Raw genomic sequence first — 18,789 nt, 5'->3', positions numbered from 1 at the left:
ATGCTTTTTACCCTAAAAAAATATATTGGCGGCATGATGCTTCCCCTCCCTCTTCTTCTGCTGTGCATCGCGCTGGGCCTGGGGTTGCTGTGGGTCAGCCGCTATCAAAAAACCGGCAAAATTTTGATTACGGCAGGCTGGCTGGTGCTCACGCTGCTGAGCCTGCAGCCGGTGGCTGACGGGCTGTTACGTCCGGTGGAAGACAAATACCCTACATGGCAGGGAGATCAAAAAGTTAAGTACATCGTGGTGCTCGGCGGGGGCTATACCTGGGATCCTGACTGGGCCCCGAGCTCGAATCTGATCAACAACAGCCTGCCGCGCCTCAACGAGGGGATGCGGCTGTGGCTGGCTAATCCGGGGTCGAAGATGATCTTTACCGGGGCAGCGGCGCAGAGCAATCCGGTGAGTACCGCCGAAGCGGGGGCGCGCGTGGCGCAGTCGCTGGGCGTGCCGCGCGAGGCGATTATCACCCTCGACAGCCCGAAAGATACCGAGGAGGAGGCCGCGGCGGTTAAGCAAGCGATTGGCGATGCCCCGTTCCTGCTGGTGACGTCGGCCTCCCATCTGCCGCGGGCGATGATCTTCTTTGAGCGTCAGGGACTGCATCCGCTGCCCGCGCCCGCGAACCAGCTGGCCATCAGCGCCCCGCTCAACCCGTGGGAACGGATTATTCCGTCCCCGGTATGGCTGATGCACAGCGATCGCGTGGGCTATGAGACCCTCGGGCGCGTCTGGCAGTGGCTGAAAGGCGCGTCAGGCGAGCCAGGGGAGCAGTGATTTCGAGGCCAGGTCGAAGCTGGCGCGGCTAAAGCGCCCGGTATTCACCAGTTGCGCCACTTCGTCCCACAGCATATACAGCCAGCGCCGCCAGACGAACGCCTCTGATACCGGCGCGCGCTGCAGATAGTGCCAGAGTAAATCCTCCGCCTGTCCGCTCTCGCTCAGGCGAAACAGCTCATACTCCCGGGGGGCCCACAGCATCACCCCGGGGCCGACCATCGCCAGCAGCTGATCGCTGCGCGGATCCTTGAGCATGCTGCGCAGGGTAAAATTACCGTGGATCAGCACGCTGTTGTCGTTGAACCCCTCAAACAGGGCGGGCAGGCACTCCCGGGTGCGAAACAGGATCCGTTTATCCTGCATGGTCAGTCCGGTGTTGTGGTACTGATTCAGCGTTCCCCACAGCACCTCGACCCGCTGGCGATACCAGAGCGGCCAGAGGTTTTCCTGGGTGCTGTCCACCGCACCGACCAGCCCGCCGCTGTCCATCCGGTGCCAGGCAAGCAGCGCTTCGACAATCTGATCCTTAAGCTGCTCCCAGCGTTGCGGCGTGCGCGCGGGGGCTTCTACCGGAACGCCGCGCAGGCGTTCAATCAGCAGGACGTCAGGACCGGGATGCTCCTCATGGGTCATCACGCCATACACCGTTGGCATTCTGACCGTGCCGCTGCGGGCCAGCATGGAGATTTTCCATGCCAGCTGGCGGGCAACGTCCGGCGTAGAGAAGCTTCGCGCCAGAAGCGGCATGGGGTTTCCCTGACTGTCGTACAACGACCACAGCGTGGTATCCGCCTTTTCATGCACGCATTCCACACGGCTCAGTTTTTCACCCAGCAGATGGCTGAGTTCGGCTCGCAGCTGTTCCATTTTGAGATTACCCCCATTAAGACTACTGCTTTTATAATGAGCGCCTGACGGGCGGATGTCACTCTTATGAGACGATTCTGTAGCAGAAATTCAGAAAAACGAGGCAAAAAAATCCCCTCAGAAGAGGGGATAGCGGGGATTAACGCAGCTCAGCGCGAACGCGGGCCAGATCTTCCGGCGTATCAACGCCTGTACCCGGCACTTCGTGCGCGACGGCGACGTGGATCTTCTCGCCGTACCACAGCACACGCAGCTGCTCGAGCATTTCGATGTTTTCCAGCGGGCTCGGCTGCCAGGTGACGTATCGGCGGATAAAGCCGGCACGATAGCCATAAATGCCCAGATGACGCAGGATAGTGTCGCCAATGTTATCCCGGGATTCAGCAAAACGATCGCGATCCCAGGGAATGGTGGCGCGGGAGAAATAGAGCGCATAGCCTTCGGCGTCCAGCACCACCTTCACGGCGTTCGGGTTGAAAGCTTCTTCCGCACTGTGAACCCGCACGGCCAGCGTCGCCATACCCACCTGACGCTGGGCCAGGTTTTCAGCTACCTGACGAATAATGACCGCCGGGATCATCGGCTCATCGCCCTGCACGTTAACAATCACCGTGTCGTCGCTGAAGCCGCATTTTTCAACCACTTCAGCCAGACGCTCGGTACCGGACTGGTGATCGGCGCGGGTCATGCACACTTCGCCGCCCGCGGCTTCCACCGCACGCGCCACGTCTTCATGATCGGTGGCGACAATGATCCGCTCCGCGCCGGACTCACGCGCACGTTCAAGCACATGCACGATCATCGGCTTGCCGTTGATATCGACCAGCGGTTTACCCGGCAGACGCGTGGAGGCAAAGCGAGCCGGAATAATGACAACAAAACTCATGGTTTGCTCTCTTCAGCCGCCAGCGAACGGGCTTCGGTTTCCAGCAGGACGGGAATGCCGTCGCGCAGGGGAAAGGCCAGGTTATCCAGTTTGCAGATTAACTCCTGCTTATCCTGGCTGTAGTAGAGTTTGCCGTTGCACACCGGGCAGGCAATAATTTCCAGTAAACGGTGATCCATAGTTCCTCCGTATCAATAATCGGTAAAGCTTACCATATTCCTTTTTCAGACCGCGTCTATTTCCCAGCCACTTCGACAGGCCTGAAAAAGGCCGTCAGGAAGATGGCCTGTCACGATGCGTGTTGCCCCCTGCCAGCCCGCAAAATCACTGATTGCCGTGATGAGCCCTTTTTCCAGCCCAGCGCTGATCCTAACGCCCTCTTCCAGATAAAGCGCGATGACCTCAAGCTCGCTGGCTTTGCGGTGCATTTTGGCATCCATCCGTCCCACCAGTTGCCCTTTATGCAGCAGCGGCAGGACGAAATATCCATACTGACGTTTCGGAGCCGGGGTGTAGCACTCCAGCCGATAGCTGAAATTAAACAGCTGCTCCGCGCGCTTGCGATCCCAGACCACCGGATCAAACGGCGACAGGACAGCGCTGTGGGTCGCGGTGAGTTTCCCCTCCAGGGCGAGGGGAAGCAGCGGCAGCAGATCGCTATGCAGCCACATCTCGCCCAGGGTCTCAACCTCGACGCGAACGACCTGCTGCTGCGCCTGCCAGCGCTCAAGCAGTGGCGCCAGCACCGGCTGGCGCAGGCGGTAATAGTCGGCTAACCACTGAGCGCGGAAAAGACCTAAGCTACGGGCGCTGTTTTCCAGCATCACGGCTTCTGCCGCTGCCTGGGTCAGCATATCCCGGCGGTCATCCCACTGTGGCATCACCCGGTGGGTGAGATCGTAAACGCGCTGGAAGTTGCGCCTTTCGACCACCATCACCTTTCCGGCGGTAAACAAGCCTTCAAGATGGCGCTTGTGCGGTTTCCACTCCCACCATCCGCTCGTCCCTTTGCGGGGATGTTCAAAATCGGCGGAACGAACCGGGCCCTTCTCCTGAATATGCGCGATCAGTTGTTCAATTTCATCCGCATGTTCCTGCATCCAGGCCTGACGGTATTTCCAGCCCATTTTATCGGGGGCGAGCATTCTGTGACGCACCAGCGCAAAGTCACTGCGCGGCAGGAAGCACGCCTCATGCGCCCAGTACTCCATCAACTCTCCCTGACGCAGGGCGTTATCCAGCCAGTCGGGTGAATAACGGCCGAGGCGGCTGAACAGCACCAGATAAGGGCTGCGAGCGACGATATTGATGGTGTCGATCTGCAGGAGCGACATGCGCTGGATGGTAGTAAGAATATCGGCGGGCCGGGCGCGGCGACGGGGCTTTTTCAAAAGCCCCTGGGCGGCAAGATGGAGATGACGTGCGGCTGAAAGCGTGAGTTGCGGTAAAGCCATGCTTTTTCCTGTCAGTTAGTGCACGGGCGAAACCTCATTTGTCTGCCCTGCGAGGGCAATCAGTTCCTGAAGCAGTCGCTCAGGCTTTTCGCCCTGCAGTTGTGCATCAACCGGTAAATACCACCAGTTATCCCGGGCAAAGGCGCGGCATTTCACCGCATCTTTTTCGGTCATGATCAGCGTCTGGCCGGGCGCGGTAAAGGCCGCAACCTGCTCCAGGCTCAGCGCCTGGTGGTCGGCCAGCGGCACCGTACTCTGAAGCGTCGCGCCGCAGGCTTCCAGGGTGGAGAAAAAGCGCGGGGGATGCCCGATACCGGCCATCGCAACCAGATTGTTAAGCTCAGCTACATCGCGCCGCTCACCGGTCTGCAGGTTCACGGCAAGCCCCGGGCGCAGCTGCATGGGGATCTCGCCCGCCTGCGCCGTGCCGCCGTTAACGATAACCGCATCCACCGTTTGTAAACGCGACGCGCGCTCGCGCATTGGCCCGGCAGGTAGCCACCAGCCGTTACCAAAGCGGCGCACGCCATCGATGACCACAATCTCTTTATCCCGGGCCAGGGCGTAGTGCTGCAGGCCATCGTCGGTAATGACGATCTGGATATTTTCATGAGCCAGCAGAGCCTGCACCGCTTCGCTGCGCACCGGCGAAACCGCGACGGGCGCGCCGGTGCGCTGAAAGATCAGCACCGGCTCATCGCCCGCTTGCGCCGTGGTTGTTTGCGCGGTCAGCAGCAGCGGATAGCGCTCCGCCTTGCCGCCGTATCCCCGGGAGACAACGCCCACGTGAATTCCGCGCTTAGTAAGCTCTTCCACCAGCCAGATCACTACCGGCGTTTTACCGTTGCCACCAGCGGTGAGGTTCCCCACCACCACCACCGGCACCGGCGCACGCCAGGCCCTTTTGAGCCCCACTTTATAACTCAGGCGGATGAGGCCGCTGACCAGGCCATACAGCCAGGAGAGCGGCAACAGCAGCAGCCAGAGTAGAGACTCACCGGACCAGATGCGAGCAATCATGCGCCAAACTGCATCTTATGAAGCTGAGCATATACGCCCTGATGGGCCAGCAGGTCGGCATGACTGCCCCGCTCGACGATGTAGCCATCTTCCACCACCACGATTTCATCGGCTTTTTCGATGGTCGACAGGCGGTGAGCGATCACCAGCGAGGTACGGTTCTTCTGCAACTCATCCAGCGCAGACTGGATGGCGCGTTCGGACTCGGTATCCAGCGCCGAGGTAGCTTCATCGAGGATCAGTATTGGGCTGTCACGCAGCAGCGCACGCGCAATGGCGATACGCTGGCGCTGACCGCCGGAGAGCAGCACGCCGTTTTCGCCGATAATGGTATCCAGACCGTTATCCATCTTATTGATAAAGTCCATGGCATAGGCCATCCGCGCCGCCGCTTCGATCTGCTCGCGGCTGTACTCTTCAGTACGGGCGTAAGCGATGTTATTGGCTACGGTGTCGTTGAACAGATGCACATTCTGGGAGACCAGCGCGACCTGATTACGCAGCGACTGCAGGGTATATTCGCGCAGGTCGTGGCCATCAATCAGGATCTCACCTTCATCAATATCGTAGAAGCGGGTGATCAGGCTGGCGATGGTTGATTTACCCGAGCCAGAGCGGCCCACCAGCGCCACGGTCTTACCTGCCGGGATCTTCAGATTGATGTTGCGCAGCGCAGGCGTATCGCGACCCGGATAGGTAAAGGTCACGTTGCGGAATTCCACATCCCCGGTTGAGCGTTCGATCACGCGTTTGCCTTCGTCTTTTTCCTGTTCGGAATCAAGGATGGCGAACAGTGTCTGACAGGCTGCCATCCCGCGCTGGAACTGGGCGTTAACGTTGGTTAACGATTTCAGCGGGCGCATCAGGGCAATCATCGATGAGAAGACCACGGTGATGGTACCGGCGGTCAGGGTTTCCATTACGCTCGGGAAGCTGGCGGCATACAGCACGAATGCCAGCGCCAGGGAGGCAATCAACTGAATGATCGGATCGGAAATGGAAGAGGCAGAAACCATCTTCATCCCCTGCAGACGCATTTTATTGCTGACCTTATCGAAGCGCTTGGTTTCAACGTCCTGGCCGCCAAAGATCAGTACCTCTTTATGGCCTTTCAGCATCTGCTCTGCGCTGGTGGTCACCTGCCCCATCGTGTTTTGCATGTTCTTACTGATGCTGCGAAAACGCTTCGAGACGACGCGGATGGCAATCGACACAATCGGCGCCAGCACGATAAGGATCAGCGACAGCTGCCAGCTGTACCAGAACATCAGGGCGAACAGGCCAATGATCGAGGCCCCTTCACGCACCACGGTGATCAGCGCGCTGGAGGAGGAGGAAGCCACCTGCTCGGAATCGTAGGTAATGCGGGACAGCAGGGTACCGGTCGACTGCTTGTCAAAGAACGCTACCGGCATGCCCATCATGTGGCTGAACAGGCGGCGGCGCATGGTCATCACCACTTTGCCCGATACCCAGGAGAGGCAGTAGCTGGAGATATAGCTGGTGATGCCGCGTAAAATCATCAGGCCGATAACCACCAGCGGCATCCATAGCAACACTGAGCGATCCGTTTTACCAAAACCGTCGTCCAGTAACGGTTTGAGGAGCGATAACATGAAGGTATCGCTGGCTGCGTTGAGGATTAACGCTACGCCCGCCACGATAAGGCCCGTTCTGAAGGGTGCAATCACCGGCCAGAGTCGGCGGAAGGTCTGCCACGTGGAGAGATCTTTGTCGTTATGCATTCAAAAAACCAGCATTTGTTGAAATAGCCGCATATTCTACCCGTTATCTCCGGGCGCGCCAAACCACTGATGATACCAACGGGGCAAAATTTGATCCCGTAAGCTATGGATTTGCCAGCCATGTTGCGAAAACGAGACGGTAAGTTGTCCTGAACGGGGGGTTGTTAACCACATATACCCCTCCTTTCTGTAACGGCGAGCCACTTTGACTGAAGGCAGTCGCCACGCGTTATAGCGGGATGCAGACACCAGGGCGATCTGCCCACCAACCCGCTGCACCAGAGGAAGCGACGAAGAGGTATTGCTGCCATGGTGCGGCACCTGGATAAGTGTAGACGCAAGATATTGCCAGTGACGACTGAGCATCGCTTTTTCTCCCTGCGCCTCAATATCCCCTGTTAACAACAGGCTATGCGTCCCGTCCTCAACCTTAACCACGCAGGAACCGTTGTTACCACGCTGCGGTGTGCTGGCAATGGGCCAGTGTGCGCTGAAGGTCAAACCCCGCCACTGCCAGCGTTCCCCGCGCACGCAGGGGTCATGCCCGGCCCAGCCCAGCGGACTTCTTATCCACATTTCAGGCCACGCCTTGCGTAGCGATACCAGACCACCGATGTGGTCGAGGTGCTCATGGCTGACAATCACCCCCTCCGGGCGCAAATGGTGCCACCGTAGCCAGGGAATAATCAGCTGTTGCGCGCTGTCTCCACCCGGCCATGCAGGACCGGTGTCATAGAGAATCACCCTCCCCTGACGCTCGATCGCCATTGCCAGCCCTTGGCCGACATCCAGCATATGCACGGCCCAGCCCTCTGTTTTGTTCTCTCGCCATAGCGGACTGGTCGCCAGCACCAGTACTGATACACACACAACTGGATACGTTCGTGCGCCGCGCATTCGCCAGGCGACGATGGCCCCCCACGGCAGCAGGGTCAGCCACAGCCAGCGTTTATCGACCGTGATCCAGCCGTCGGGCAGCGTGGTTAAAAATCGAAACAGTAGCGACAGTGAGCCATCCGCCAGAGCCCAGACCATGTTTTCCACATTTGGCCAGGGCAGGAGATGCAGCCCCATCCCCAGTAAAATCAGCGGCACCGAGATAAAGGTCACCAGCGGCACCGCCACCAGATTCGCGACCAGGGACGAAAGGCTAAAACCATGAAACACGACGATCTGCACCGGCAGCAACAGTAAAAGCATGCCGAGCTGCAGGTGCAGCAGGTTAACCCCGGCCCGGACTGCCCATGGGGCAGACAAGCGTGGCGCAGGCACCCACTGATACCAGAAAATCAGCACCGCTACCGCAAAGGCAGACAACAACAGGCTGTGCGACAGTACGGCCAGCGGATCGGCCAGCAAAATGGCGGCGATGCAGACTCGCCAGATCTGCCAGGGAGACCAGAGGCGGCCGCTCAACTGCAGTGCCAGGCAAGCTCCCAGTGAGACGACGGTGCGCAACGCGGGTGGCTGCATTCCGGTAAGCCAGGCGTAAAAGGCGGCAAAGCAGAACCCTGCCACCAACGGGGCTCGCCAGCTCATCCAGCGTACCGGGATAAAAAATTGCATACCCCGCACCAGAAGCCAGATAACCGACGCTGCCAGCGCAATGTGCAAACCCGAAATCGCCATCAGATGCGCGGTACCGGTTTCCCGCATCAGGTCTTTGACGTCTGCCGAGACTGCCAGCCGCTCCCCCATGCCCAGCCCCATAAGAACCGGCCCCCAGCTATACGCTGAGAGCGTGGTTGTCAGCGAGGCGAGATAGCGGGCGCGTAAGCTACAGCGGGCATCTTTCACTTCAGCGTGGGTAAAACGCCCGGTCAGGGGTTGATGCTGCGCCAGGGCATAGCGTTGAGAATCGAACCCGCCATCGTTGAGTTGCCCGTGAACGGCGCGTAACGACAAAGTCATGCTCCAGCGCTGTCCGGCACATCTCGGCTGCGGCAATGTATTGCCATACAACGTAACGCCCACCGCAGGCACCACTGCTTTACCATCAAGCTGGATAATGCGGGCCCGATACGCCGTATCGCTCTCAACCGCGACGATCTCTACTCCGGCTTTCTGCGGACCTCCGGTCAGATTCTGCATCGGCCAGACCGTACTTTGTGCGGCAAGCGCCCCCCAGGCAAAAAACAGCAGCCAGAAGCCACTGTAGCGGGTAATGTCATGGCGAATTAAGGCGAGCAGACATCCGGCAATCGCTATGGCCTGTATTAACGGTAGTGCAGGCAGCGCGGGCAGCCAGAGCAGTGGCAGGATAGCCAGGATCAGACATGTCGCTAATGCAGTTAAACGCATTTACACCTCCCTGTGTCAGGGCAGTGTGCGGTCACAGAGTGGATATGTCAGGTGTGAAATTGCGCGATTGCGAGGCAGGCTGGCGTAAATCAACGGTTTGCAGCAAAGAGCTGCAAGATTTGCGGCGCGGGTTCCGGATCCGGAGTTGAGAAACGAAAAAAGCACCCGCAGGTGCTTTTCTGATGGTCACTCAGTTTCGCCCGCAGGCTAAACTCAGTTGCCGTAAATATTGGCGCGATCGCGCAGTTCTTTACCCGGCTTGAAGTGCGGAACGTATTTACCTTCCAGCTCTACTTTGTCGCCAGTCTTCGGGTTACGCCCGGTACGTGGAGCACGATAGTGCAGAGAAAAACTACCGAAACCGCGGATTTCAATGCGCTCACCCTGTGCAAGAGTGGTAGCCATATGCTCCAGCATCTCTTTTACAGCGTCTTCCACTGCTTTCGCAGGAATATGCGATTGCTGGCTGGCAAGTCTTTCAATCAATTCTGACTTGGTCATGATTCCTCCGGTTCCTTCAAACCAATTAGCTAAACAGCTTAAACAAGGGCGGCCGTAGCCGCCCTTTGTTATTGATTACAGGACGAATCCTGCAATCTGTCAAGTCACTCTACGAGTAACTTATTCGCCTTTAGCTGCTTTGAAAGCTTCAGCCATTGCGTTGTTGGAGAAGTTTGCATCTTCCTGTTTGTTAACAGTTGCGATTGCATCTTTCTCATCAGCTTCGTCTTTAGCACGAACAGACAGGCTGATTGCACGGTTCTTACGATCAACGCCGGTGAATTTAGCTTCAACGTCGTCGCCTACGCTCAGAACCAGAGTTGCATCTTCAACGCGGTCACGTGAAGCTTCAGAAGCGCGCAGGTAACCTTCAACGCCGTCAGCCAGTTCTACGGTTGCGCCTTTAGCGTCAACTGCAGTCACTTTACCGTTTACGATTGCGCCTTTCTTGTTCAGTGCAACCCAGTTGTTGAACGGATCTTCTGCGAGCTGTTTAACGCCCAGGGAGATACGCTCACGCTCTGCGTCAACCTGCAGAACAACTGCTGCGATTTCGTCGCCTTTTTTGTATTCACGTACTGCTTCTTCGCCTGCAACGTTCCAGGAGATGTCAGACAGGTGAACCAGGCCGTCGATGCCGCCGTCCAGGCCGATGAAGATACCGAAGTCAGTGATAGACTTGATTTTACCTTCAACACGGTCGCCCTTGTTGTGGGTTTCCGCGAACTGCTGCCATGGGTTGTTTTTGCACTGCTTCAGGCCCAAGGAGATACGACGACGTTCTTCGTCGATATCCAGAACCATAACTTCCACTACATCACCAACGTTAACAACTTTGGATGGGTGGATGTTTTTGTTGGTCCAGTCCATTTCGGAAACGTGAACCAGGCCTTCAACGCCTTCTTCGATTTCGACGAAGCAGCCGTAGTCGGTCAGGTTGGTAACGCGACCAGTCAGTTTAGTACCTTCTGGGTAACGTTTAGCGATAGCAACCCATGGATCTTCGCCCAGCTGTTTCAGGCCGAGGGATACACGAGTACGTTCGCGGTCGAACTTCAGCACTTTAACAGTGATTTCGTCGCCCACGTTCACGATTTCGCTTGGGTGCTTAACGCGTTTCCACGCCATGTCGGTGATGTGCAGCAGGCCATCAACGCCGCCCAGGTCAACGAATGCGCCGTAGTCAGTGAGGTTCTTAACGATACCTTTGACTTCCATGCCTTCCTGCAGGTTTTCCAGCAGCTGATCGCGTTCTGCGCTGTTTTCGGATTCGATAACGGCACGACGGGAAACAACAACGTTGTTACGCTTCTGGTCCAGCTTGATTACTTTGAACTCAAGCTCTTTGCCTTCCAGGTGCAGGGTGTCACGAACTGGACGAACGTCTACCAGTGAACCTGGCAGGAACGCACGAATACCATTCAGCTCAACAGTGAAGCCGCCTTTGACTTTGCCGTTGATAACACCGACTACAGTTTCAGCTTCTTCGTAAGCTTTTTCCAGCGTGATCCAAGCTTCGTGACGTTTAGCTTTCTCACGGGACAGCAGGGTTTCACCGAAGCCGTCTTCTACTGCATCCAGAGCAACGTCAACTTCGTCACCAACCTGGATTTCCAGCTCGCCCTGGGCGTTTTTGAACTGCTCTGCCGGAATGGCAGACTCAGATTTCAGACCGGCGTCAACCAGTACGATATCTTTGTCGATAGCAACAACAACACCACGAACGATGGAACCCGGACGGGTTTCGATTTCTTTTAAGGATTCTTCAAACAGTTGAGCAAAAGATTCAGTCATGTTTAATCTTCAGGTTAATATTAACGTCCACCTGGCTCCGTGCCGGATGGGGTTGTTTCACATACCCGCCGTCAATCCATTGCAGCGGGGGTACTGCTAAATCGGTCGCGATTACGCGATTGCCAGTTTTTGGCGCGCATATTGTAGCGCTTTTTCAATCACTTGCTCAATAGTTAAACTGGTAGAATCCAGAACTAATGCATCATCTGCGGGAACAAGCGGTGCAACGGCGCGATTACGGTCGCGATCGTCGCGCTCTTTTATCTCAGACAAAAGACGTTCAAAGTTAACACTAAAGCCCTTTTCCTGCAACTGTAGCATGCGGCGCTGCGCACGCTCTTCCGAGGAAGCGTCAAGGAAAATTTTCACCGGCGCGTCAGGGAAAACCACAGTTCCCATGTCGCGTCCGTCAGCGATCAGGCCAGGGGCATCGCGGAACGCGCGCTGGCGGCGTAAAAGCGCCTCGCGAACGCGTGGGAAAGCAGCGACCTGAGAGGCGGCGTTCGCCACTTCCTGAGTGCGGATCTCACCGCTCACGTCTTCCCCTTCAAGAATCACTTCCAGATTGCCGTTGGTGGAGACAAAACGCACATCCAGATGGGCGGCCAGCGGCACCAGAGCCTCTTCAGAAGCGACATCAACATGATGGTGCAACGCAGCCAGCGCCAGCACACGATAGATTGCGCCCGAATCTAAAAGATGCCATTGCAGTGCTTCCGCCATCGCTTTGCACAGCGTGCCTTTACCTGCGCCACTTGGCCCGTCAATGGTGATAACCGGGGCAATTGCCGTCATCTTTTTCTCCTTAAATTAGGCATACCGTTGTGTGAACGCCGCGCATTATACGCGCCAATGTGCACAACTGTTACCTTTGCGTGCAAATTACGGAATGATTGAAGCTGAGTGTAGAAGAAATGGGCGATGGCAACGTCAGGAAGCGTAAGGAAATGCCGCACCGGGCGGTGCGGCATGGGTTTATCAGGCCAGGGTGCTGATGCGCGCCAGCTGCTCGAAATAGTCCGGGAAGGTTTTCGCGGTGCATTTCGGATCCAGAATGGTGACCGGCGTATCCGACAGCGCCACCAGCGAGAAGCACATCGCCATGCGGTGATCGTTATAGGTGCCAATCTCCGCAACCTGCAGTTTCGCCGGAGGGGTCACGCGAATGTAGTCTTCGCCCTCTTCCACTTCGGCACCCACTTTACGCAGCTCGGTCGCCATGGCAAACAGGCGATCGGTCTCTTTCACACGCCAGTTATAAATGTTGCGCAGCGTGGTGGTGCCTTTGGCAAACAGTGCCGCGGTGGCAATGGTCATCGCCGCATCGGGGATATGGTTCATGTCCATATCAATGGCGTTCAGTTCACCGCGGGTGCAGGAGATGTAGTCATCGCCCCAGGTGACCACCGCGCCCATCTTCTCCAGCACATCGGCAAAGCGAATATCACCCTGCACGCTGTTGCGGCCAATACCGGTCACTTTAACGGTACCGCCTTTAATGGCGCCTGCCGCCAGGAAGTAGGAGGCCGATGAAGCATCGCCTTCCACCAGGTAATTGCCCGGCGTCTGGTACTGCTGAGCCCCGCGCACCACGAAACGCTGGTAGTTCTGGTTTTCGACTTCAACGCCAAAGGTCTTCATCAGATGCAGCGTGATATCGATATAGGGTTTAGAAACCAGCTCACCTTTAATGGCGATGGTGGTGTCCTGCGGCGCCAGCGGCGCGGTCATCAGCAGTGCGGTCAGGAACTGGCTGGATACGCTGCCGTCCACCACCACTTCGCCGCCGGTAAAGCCACCGCGCAGACGCAGCGGCGGATAGTTTTCCTGCTCCAGATAATCGATCTGCGCGCCGCCCTGACGCAGCGCATCCACCAGATGGCCAATAGGGCGCTCTTTCATACGCGGTTCGCCGGTCAGCACGATGTCATTGCTGCCTAGACACAGGGCCGCAGCCAGCGGGCGCATTGCCGTGCCGGCATTGCCAAGGAAAAGTTCCAGCGCGTCGGCGGAGTGCAGCGCACCGGCGTTACCGGTGACTTCGCAACGGGTGCGATCGGCGGACAGAGTATAGTGGACTCCCAACGCTTTCAGCGCATTGAGCATATGGCGAACGTCATCGCTGTCCAGCAGGTTAGTGAGAACAGTGGTGCCGTTTGCCAGCGCTGCCAGCAGCAAGGCGCGGTTCGAGACACTTTTTGAACCAGGCAGATTGATGGTGCCATCTACCCGGGCAATAGGTTGTAACGTCAGGGATTCCATGAAATTTAATTCTCAATTCAACATAATAAAAACCCCGCAGCCAGGCCGCGGGGGTGAACACTGGCGCGATTAACCGTGACGACGTTCGAAGTCGGTCATGAAGTCGGTCAGGGCCTTAACCCCTTCGAGCGGCATGGCGTTATAGATAGACGCACGCATTCCGCCAACCACGCGGTGGCCTTTCAGCGCATGCAGACCGGCAGCGAAAGACTCTTCCAGGAACAGCTTATCGAGATTGCTGTCGGCGAGCTGGAACGGCACGTTCATGCGGGAACGGTTCGCTTTGGCCACGTCGTTGCGGTAGAAGTCGCTGCCGTCGATGACGCTGTAGAGCAGCTCAGCTTTCTGCTGGTTGATCTTATCCATGTGCGCCACGCCGCCGTTGTTTCTCAGCCACTTGAAAACCAGGCCAGAAAGGTACCAGGCGAAGGTCGGCGGGGTGTTGAACATGGAGTCGTTATCGTTCAGCACGCTGTAATCCAGAATTGACGGGCAGGATTTGTGGGCTTTACCCAGCAAATCTTCACGCACGATCACCAGCGTCAGACCGGCCGGGCCGATGTTTTTCTGTGCGCCTGCGTAGATCACGCCGTAACGGCTGACATCCAGCGGGGAAGAGAGAATAGTAGAGGAGAAGTCGGCGGTCACGACCACGTCATCGCCAAAGGCAGGCTCTTCGTGGATGGCAATACCGTCGATAGTTTCATTCGGGCAGTAATGCAGATAGGCCGCATCACGAGAAAGTTGCCATTCGCTCATCGGTTTCACCGCGCGCAAACCGTCAACGATGACTTTGGCATCAATGACGTTCGGGGTGCAGTATTTGTGCGCTTCTTTTACCGCGCTCGCCGCCCAGTAACCGGCATCTACGTAGTCTGCCTTGGTTTTGTCACCCAGCAGGTTCAGCGGGATGCCCGCAAACTGACCGCGCCCCCCGCCGTGGCAGAATAATACTTTGTAGTTTGAGGGGATATTCAGCAGGAAACGAAAATCTGCTTCTGCCTCTTCCGCCACCTGAATAAACTCTTTACCACGGTGGCTGACTTCCATCACCGACGTGCCAAGACCGTTCCAGTCACACAGCTCCTGTTGAGCCTGTTTGAGCACATCCGCCGGTAACATTGCCGGACCTGAACTAAAATTAAAGACCTGAGCCATTTCCCCTCACCACGCTAAAAGCCATAAGTTATAACTGTGGATATCGGTTTTATCATTCAGTGACACGCGCCGCAATGTCTAAAACTTATGACCAGGAAAATGTGCCCGCCGTCACACAATACATTCTGCCAGCGGGCTGTCACAAAACCGACAAAATGGCTGTCAGGTGATGCGTCTGGCCCGGCTAACCTTCGTCCATTCCGGATTCGTGCAGCGTGGGCATAATTGATGCGCCCCGGCCTGGAGAGTCTGAACATGGCCACAACGGCGGCAGGCATACTCGCCGACTTCCGGTATCGTCATAAAACGTTCCACAAATTCATCCGGCAATATGCACAGCCCGGGCTTGACCTCGTCATCGTCGTAAAAGTAGACGCTTATCTGTCCGTTAGTCTCCATGATGGCCAGCTTAACCTGTCCAAGCTGCTCAACGCTGCTCACCCGTAGTTCCATAAAGAACTCAAACTCGGTCATGTTGGCGCGCTTTACTTTTTCCCAGGCCAGCTGGCCCTCTTCGACAATGGCTACCGGTTTTCCCTCCAGCAGATCTTCCAGCTTTTCACTTTTCGACATCAGCCACATCACGAGCCGGTAGAGCAACGCCAGGGTGACGAAAACGACAAAGACGGGAACCATCGGCACATCGTCATAAAACGCCACGTCCCCTGCTGCCGACCCCAGCGTCAGGATAATTAACACTTCGAAGAGTGACATCTGACGCACGCCGCGTCGCCCGGTAAGCTTGAGGAACAGGAATACCAGTACAAAGGTATAGAGACTTCGCAGCGCGACCTCGCCTAAAAACTCGAGTGGAACTTTATCAAAGGCCATTCGGTGAAGATCGAATGCTTTCATTTTTATATTCCTTTACAGTAGGTTACTGAAGGTAAGCATAGCTCAGCCTTTTATTTTCGCCGAAACCGCCGGGAGGATAGCGCCAGTCATGTAAAACCCGTATCATTGCGCGCTTTCCGTACGATATAAGTGATCCCCATGACTCAAACGTTTATCCCCGGCAAAGACGCCGCTCTGGAAGACTCCATTGCTCGCTTCCAGCAAAAACTGACCGACCTGGGCTTTAACATCGAAGAGGCCTCCTGGCTTAATCCGGTTCCCCACGTCTGGTCTGTGCATATTCGCGATAAAGAGTGTGCGTTGTGCTTTACCAACGGTAAAGGCGCGACCAAAAAAGCGGCGCTGGCCTCTGCGCTGGGTGAGTATTTTGAACGTCTGTCTACTAACTACTTCTTTGCCGATTTCTGGCTGGGCGAAACCGTGGCTAATGGCCCGTTTGTTCACTACCCAAATGAGAAATGGTTCCCGCTGACCGAAGACGATGAACTGCCGGAAGGGATCCTCGACGATCGTCTGCGTGCGTTCTACGATCTGGATAATCAATTGACCGCCAGCATGCTGGTCGATCTGCAGTCAGGTAATGAAGATCGCGGGATCTGCGCCCTGCCGTTTACCCGTCAGTCTGACGAGCAAACCGTCTATATTCCGATGAACATCGTCGGCAACCTGTATGTCTCCAACGGCATGTCAGCCGGTAACACCCGCAACGAAGCGCGTGTTCAGGGTCTGTCAGAGGTCTTTGAGCGCCACATTAAAAACCGCATTATCGCCGAATCCATCAGCCTGCCGGAGATCCCGGCTGACGTGCTGGCCCGCTACCCGGGCGTGGTGGAGTCCATCGCCAAACTGGAAGCAGAAGGCTTCCCGATCTTCGCTTACGACGGCTCACTGGGCGGTAAGTACCCGGTCATCTGCGTGGTACTGTTCAACCCGGCGAACGGCACCTGCTTCGCCTCCTTCGGTGCTCACCCGGACTTCGGCGTGGCGCTGGAGCGTACCGTTACCGAACTTCTGCAGGGCCGCAGCCTGAAAGATCTCGACGTGTTTACACCGCCGACGTTCGATGATGAAGAAGTGGCGGAACATGCCAACCTGGAAACGCACTTCATCGACTCCAGCGGCTCTATCTCCTGGGATATGTTCAAGCAGGACGCGGATTATCCGTTTGTTGACTGGAGCTTCTCAGGCAGCACAGAAGAAGAGTTCGCCACGCTGATGGCCATCTTCACTGCTGAAAATCAGGAAGTGTATATCGCCGATTACGAGCACCTGGGCGTTTACGCCTGCCGTATTCTGGTGCCGGGCATGTCCGACATCTATCCGGTGGAAGATCTGTGGCTGGCGAACAACAGCATGGGTGCGCACCTGCGCGAAACTCTGCTGGCGTTGCCGGAGAGCGCATGGGAGAAAGAGGACTATCTGAACCTCATTACCCAACTGGACGACGAAGGTCACGACGACTTTACCCGCGTGCGTGAGCTGCTGGGTCTGGCGACGGGCAAAGACAATGGCTGGTACACCCTGCGTATCGGCGAACTGAAAGCGATGCTGGCGCTGGCGGGCGGCGACCTGGAACAGGCGCTGATCTGGACCGAGTGGACCATCGAGTTCAACGCCTCGGTGTTCAGCGCAGAGCGTGCGAACTACTACCGTTGCCTGCAGACCCTGCTGTTGCTGGCGCAGGAAGAAGATCGTCAGCCGCTGCAGTACCTGAACGCCTTTACCCGCATGTACGGTGCCGAGGCGGTAGAGAACGCCAGCGCAGCCCTGAGCGGTGAAGCGCCATTCTATGGCCTGCAGGCCGTGGACAGCGATCTGAAAGCCTTCCCTGCCCACCAGTCGTTACTGAAAGCCTATGAGAAATTGCAAAAGGCCAAAAGCGCATACTGGGCTAAATAAGGTTACATACCATTACAAACAGTAGGCGAATACAATCACCTACGTTATATTACGGGGCAATTTTATTGCCCCGTTTTTTATGTGCGGTAATAAATTTTTAATTGTAATAATTAAGTTAAATATTGGTAGCTATAATAATAGCGGCCTGACGGTTATTGTTACTTTTAATATGAAATACTCCATTCTAATTAACTGTCATCGACAGGGTCAGGAGAAAAAAATCAAATCATTTTGTAACTTTTAAAATTTATTTTCATTTGGATAATCAAACACTTACTCCGCATTTGCTGTAAAACCACGCACTTTGCGGGCCTATAAGCCAGGCGAGATATGATCTACATCAATTTCTCTTCTATAATGCTTTGTTAGTATCTCGTCGCCGACTTAATAAAGAGAGAGTTAGTGTGAAAGCTGACAACCCTTTTGATCTATTACTCCCAGCTGCTATGGCGAAAGTTGCCGAAGAAGCGGGTGTCTATAAAGCAACGAAACAACCGCTGACGACGTTCTTCCTGGCGATTACCGCTGGGGTGTTCATCTCCATCGCCTTTGTTTTCTATATTACTGCGACCACCGGTACAGCCGCGATGCCTTTCGGTATTTCTAAGCTGATTGGCGGCATCTGTTTTTCACTGGGTCTGATTCTGTGCGTGATTTGCGGCGCCGATCTCTTTACCTCGACGGTACTTATCGTCGTGGCGAAGGCCAGCGGCAGGATCACCTGGGGTCAACTGGCCAAAAACTGGCTCAACGTTTACGTTGGTAACCTGGTTGGCTGTTTGCTCTTTGTTCTGTTGATGTGGTTGTCGGGAGAATACATGACCGCCAACGGCGCGTGGGGGCTAAACGTCCTGCAAACCGCCGACCACAAAGTCCACCATACATTTATTGAAGCCGTTGCCCTTGGCATCCTCGCAAACCTGATGGTCTGCCTGGCGGTCTGGATGAGCTACTCCGGACGCAGCCTGATGGATAAAGCCATGATCATGGTTCTGCCTGTCGCGATGTTCGTCGCCAGCGGCTTTGAGCACAGCATTGCAAACATGTTTATGATCCCTTTCGGTATCGTAATCCGTGACTTTGCCAGCCCGGAGTTCTGGACCGCAATTGGTTCCAGCCCGGACAATTTCTCTCACCTGACCGTTATGAACTTCATTACTGATAACCTGATCCCAGTCACAATCGGGAACATTATCGGCGGTGGTCTGCTGGTTGGGTTGACATACTGGGTCATTTACCTGCGTGGCGATAACCATCATTAATG

At 56.1% G+C, this 18,789-nt stretch carries 16 protein-coding genes; 3 read left to right on the top strand and 13 right to left on the bottom strand.

What is annotated here, in order from left to right:
- Window positions 1-780, top strand: coding sequence for an envelope biogenesis factor ElyC (gene elyC / locus ACOYA6_RS03590; RefSeq protein WP_422654059.1), 780 nt, complete (start codon window positions 1-3; stop codon window positions 778-780).
- On the opposite strand, the gene ACOYA6_RS03585 is transcribed toward elyC, so the two are convergent.
- From ACOYA6_RS03585 to ACOYA6_RS03525, 13 genes are all read right to left on the bottom strand, one after another.
- Window positions 757-1,650, bottom strand: a complete 894-nt coding sequence (locus ACOYA6_RS03585; protein WP_039029477.1) for a YcbJ family phosphotransferase — start codon at window positions 1,648-1,650, stop codon at window positions 757-759. The genes elyC and ACOYA6_RS03585 overlap by 24 nt on opposite strands.
- A gap of 139 nt (window positions 1,651-1,789) precedes the next feature.
- Complete coding sequence (gene kdsB / locus ACOYA6_RS03580; protein WP_139564689.1) at window positions 1,790-2,536, bottom strand: 3-deoxy-manno-octulosonate cytidylyltransferase; 747 nt, start codon at window positions 2,534-2,536, stop codon at window positions 1,790-1,792.
- A complete protein-coding gene (ycaR, locus tag ACOYA6_RS03575) occupies window positions 2,533-2,715 on the bottom strand; it encodes a protein YcaR (RefSeq protein ID WP_106992589.1) in 183 nt (60 codons plus the stop codon). The genes kdsB and ycaR overlap by 4 nt, the downstream gene beginning before the upstream one ends.
- Window positions 2,716-2,760: 45 nt before the next feature.
- On the bottom strand, window positions 2,761-3,990 hold the full coding sequence (locus ACOYA6_RS03570; RefSeq protein ID WP_039029480.1) for a winged helix-turn-helix domain-containing protein: 1,230 nt from the start codon (window positions 3,988-3,990) through the stop codon (window positions 2,761-2,763).
- A 15-nt stretch (window positions 3,991-4,005) separates the two neighbouring features.
- Window positions 4,006-5,010, bottom strand: a complete 1,005-nt coding sequence (gene lpxK, locus ACOYA6_RS03565; RefSeq protein ID WP_422654058.1) for a tetraacyldisaccharide 4'-kinase — start codon at window positions 5,008-5,010, stop codon at window positions 4,006-4,008.
- A complete protein-coding gene (gene msbA / locus ACOYA6_RS03560) occupies window positions 5,007-6,755 on the bottom strand; it encodes a lipid A ABC transporter ATP-binding protein/permease MsbA (protein WP_039029482.1) in 1,749 nt (582 codons plus the stop codon). Before msbA ends, lpxK begins: the two co-directional genes overlap by 4 nt.
- Before the next feature lie 36 nt (window positions 6,756-6,791).
- Entirely contained in the window at window positions 6,792-9,056 is a 2,265-nt protein-coding gene (locus ACOYA6_RS03555; protein ID WP_422654057.1) for a ComEC family protein, read from the bottom strand.
- A gap of 213 nt (window positions 9,057-9,269) precedes the next feature.
- On the bottom strand, window positions 9,270-9,557 hold the full coding sequence (gene ihfB / locus ACOYA6_RS03550; RefSeq protein ID WP_039029484.1) for an integration host factor subunit beta: 288 nt from the start codon (window positions 9,555-9,557) through the stop codon (window positions 9,270-9,272).
- Window positions 9,558-9,677: 120 nt separating this feature from the next.
- Entirely contained in the window at window positions 9,678-11,351 is a 1,674-nt protein-coding gene (gene rpsA, locus ACOYA6_RS03545) for a 30S ribosomal protein S1 (protein ID WP_032617357.1), read from the bottom strand.
- Window positions 11,352-11,462: 111 nt separating this feature from the next.
- Window positions 11,463-12,146 carry a (d)CMP kinase gene (cmk, locus tag ACOYA6_RS03540; protein ID WP_039029485.1) on the bottom strand — a complete coding sequence of 228 codons (684 nt, stop codon included), beginning with the start codon at window positions 12,144-12,146 and terminating at the stop codon, window positions 11,463-11,465.
- Window positions 12,147-12,329: 183 nt separating this feature from the next.
- Window positions 12,330-13,613, bottom strand: a complete 1,284-nt coding sequence (gene aroA / locus ACOYA6_RS03535) for a 3-phosphoshikimate 1-carboxyvinyltransferase (RefSeq protein WP_422654056.1) — start codon at window positions 13,611-13,613, stop codon at window positions 12,330-12,332.
- 69 nt (window positions 13,614-13,682) lie between these two features.
- Window positions 13,683-14,771 (bottom strand): 3-phosphoserine/phosphohydroxythreonine transaminase, encoded by a 1,089-nt coding sequence (gene serC, locus ACOYA6_RS03530; RefSeq protein WP_422654055.1) that lies wholly within the window; start codon window positions 14,769-14,771, stop codon window positions 13,683-13,685.
- A 162-nt stretch (window positions 14,772-14,933) separates the two neighbouring features.
- A complete protein-coding gene (locus ACOYA6_RS03525) occupies window positions 14,934-15,626 on the bottom strand; it encodes a DUF421 domain-containing protein (protein ID WP_422654054.1) in 693 nt (230 codons plus the stop codon).
- A gap of 138 nt (window positions 15,627-15,764) precedes the next feature.
- Between ACOYA6_RS03525 and ycaO the strand changes: the two genes are divergently transcribed.
- Window positions 15,765-17,525 carry a 30S ribosomal protein S12 methylthiotransferase accessory factor YcaO gene (ycaO, locus tag ACOYA6_RS03520; RefSeq protein ID WP_039029489.1) on the top strand — a complete coding sequence of 587 codons (1,761 nt, stop codon included), beginning with the start codon at window positions 15,765-15,767 and terminating at the stop codon, window positions 17,523-17,525.
- A gap of 404 nt (window positions 17,526-17,929) precedes the next feature.
- On the top strand, window positions 17,930-18,787 hold the full coding sequence (gene focA, locus ACOYA6_RS03515; protein ID WP_039029490.1) for a formate transporter FocA: 858 nt from the start codon (window positions 17,930-17,932) through the stop codon (window positions 18,785-18,787).
- Window positions 18,788-18,789 lie beyond the last annotated feature (2 nt).

The sequence above is a fragment of the Leclercia barmai genome, from assembly GCF_049312895.1.
In the GTDB taxonomy this organism is placed as follows: Bacteria; Pseudomonadota; Gammaproteobacteria; order Enterobacterales; family Enterobacteriaceae; genus Enterobacter; species Enterobacter barmai.
Note: the sequence above shows the minus strand (reverse complement) of the source record. Positions and strands in the feature narration are given on the sequence as shown.

What these genes read in the sequence shown, in the direction of transcription:
- elyC (WP_422654059.1), top strand. Translation starts at nt 1, where the DNA reads ATGCTTTTTACCCTAAAAAAATATATTGGCGGCATGATGCTTCCCCTC.
- ACOYA6_RS03585 (WP_039029477.1), bottom strand. Translation starts at nt 1,650, where the DNA reads ATGGAACAGCTGCGAGCCGAACTCAGCCATCTGCTGGGTGAAAAACTG.
- kdsB (WP_139564689.1), bottom strand. Translation starts at nt 2,536, where the DNA reads ATGAGTTTTGTTGTCATTATTCCGGCTCGCTTTGCCTCCACGCGTCTG.
- ycaR (WP_106992589.1), bottom strand. Translation starts at nt 2,715, where the DNA reads ATGGATCACCGTTTACTGGAAATTATTGCCTGCCCGGTGTGCAACGGC.
- ACOYA6_RS03570 (WP_039029480.1), bottom strand. Translation starts at nt 3,990, where the DNA reads ATGGCTTTACCGCAACTCACGCTTTCAGCCGCACGTCATCTCCATCTT.
- lpxK (WP_422654058.1), bottom strand. Translation starts at nt 5,010, where the DNA reads ATGATTGCTCGCATCTGGTCCGGTGAGTCTCTACTCTGGCTGCTGCTG.
- msbA (WP_039029482.1), bottom strand. Translation starts at nt 6,755, where the DNA reads ATGCATAACGACAAAGATCTCTCCACGTGGCAGACCTTCCGCCGACTC.
- ACOYA6_RS03555 (WP_422654057.1), bottom strand. Translation starts at nt 9,056, where the DNA reads ATGCGTTTAACTGCATTAGCGACATGTCTGATCCTGGCTATCCTGCCA.
- ihfB (WP_039029484.1), bottom strand. Translation starts at nt 9,557, where the DNA reads ATGACCAAGTCAGAATTGATTGAAAGACTTGCCAGCCAGCAATCGCAT.
- rpsA (WP_032617357.1), bottom strand. Translation starts at nt 11,351, where the DNA reads ATGACTGAATCTTTTGCTCAACTGTTTGAAGAATCCTTAAAAGAAATC.
- cmk (WP_039029485.1), bottom strand. Translation starts at nt 12,146, where the DNA reads ATGACGGCAATTGCCCCGGTTATCACCATTGACGGGCCAAGTGGCGCA.
- aroA (WP_422654056.1), bottom strand. Translation starts at nt 13,613, where the DNA reads ATGGAATCCCTGACGTTACAACCTATTGCCCGGGTAGATGGCACCATC.
- serC (WP_422654055.1), bottom strand. Translation starts at nt 14,771, where the DNA reads ATGGCTCAGGTCTTTAATTTTAGTTCAGGTCCGGCAATGTTACCGGCG.
- ACOYA6_RS03525 (WP_422654054.1), bottom strand. Translation starts at nt 15,626, where the DNA reads ATGAAAGCATTCGATCTTCACCGAATGGCCTTTGATAAAGTTCCACTC.
- ycaO (WP_039029489.1), top strand. Translation starts at nt 15,765, where the DNA reads ATGACTCAAACGTTTATCCCCGGCAAAGACGCCGCTCTGGAAGACTCC.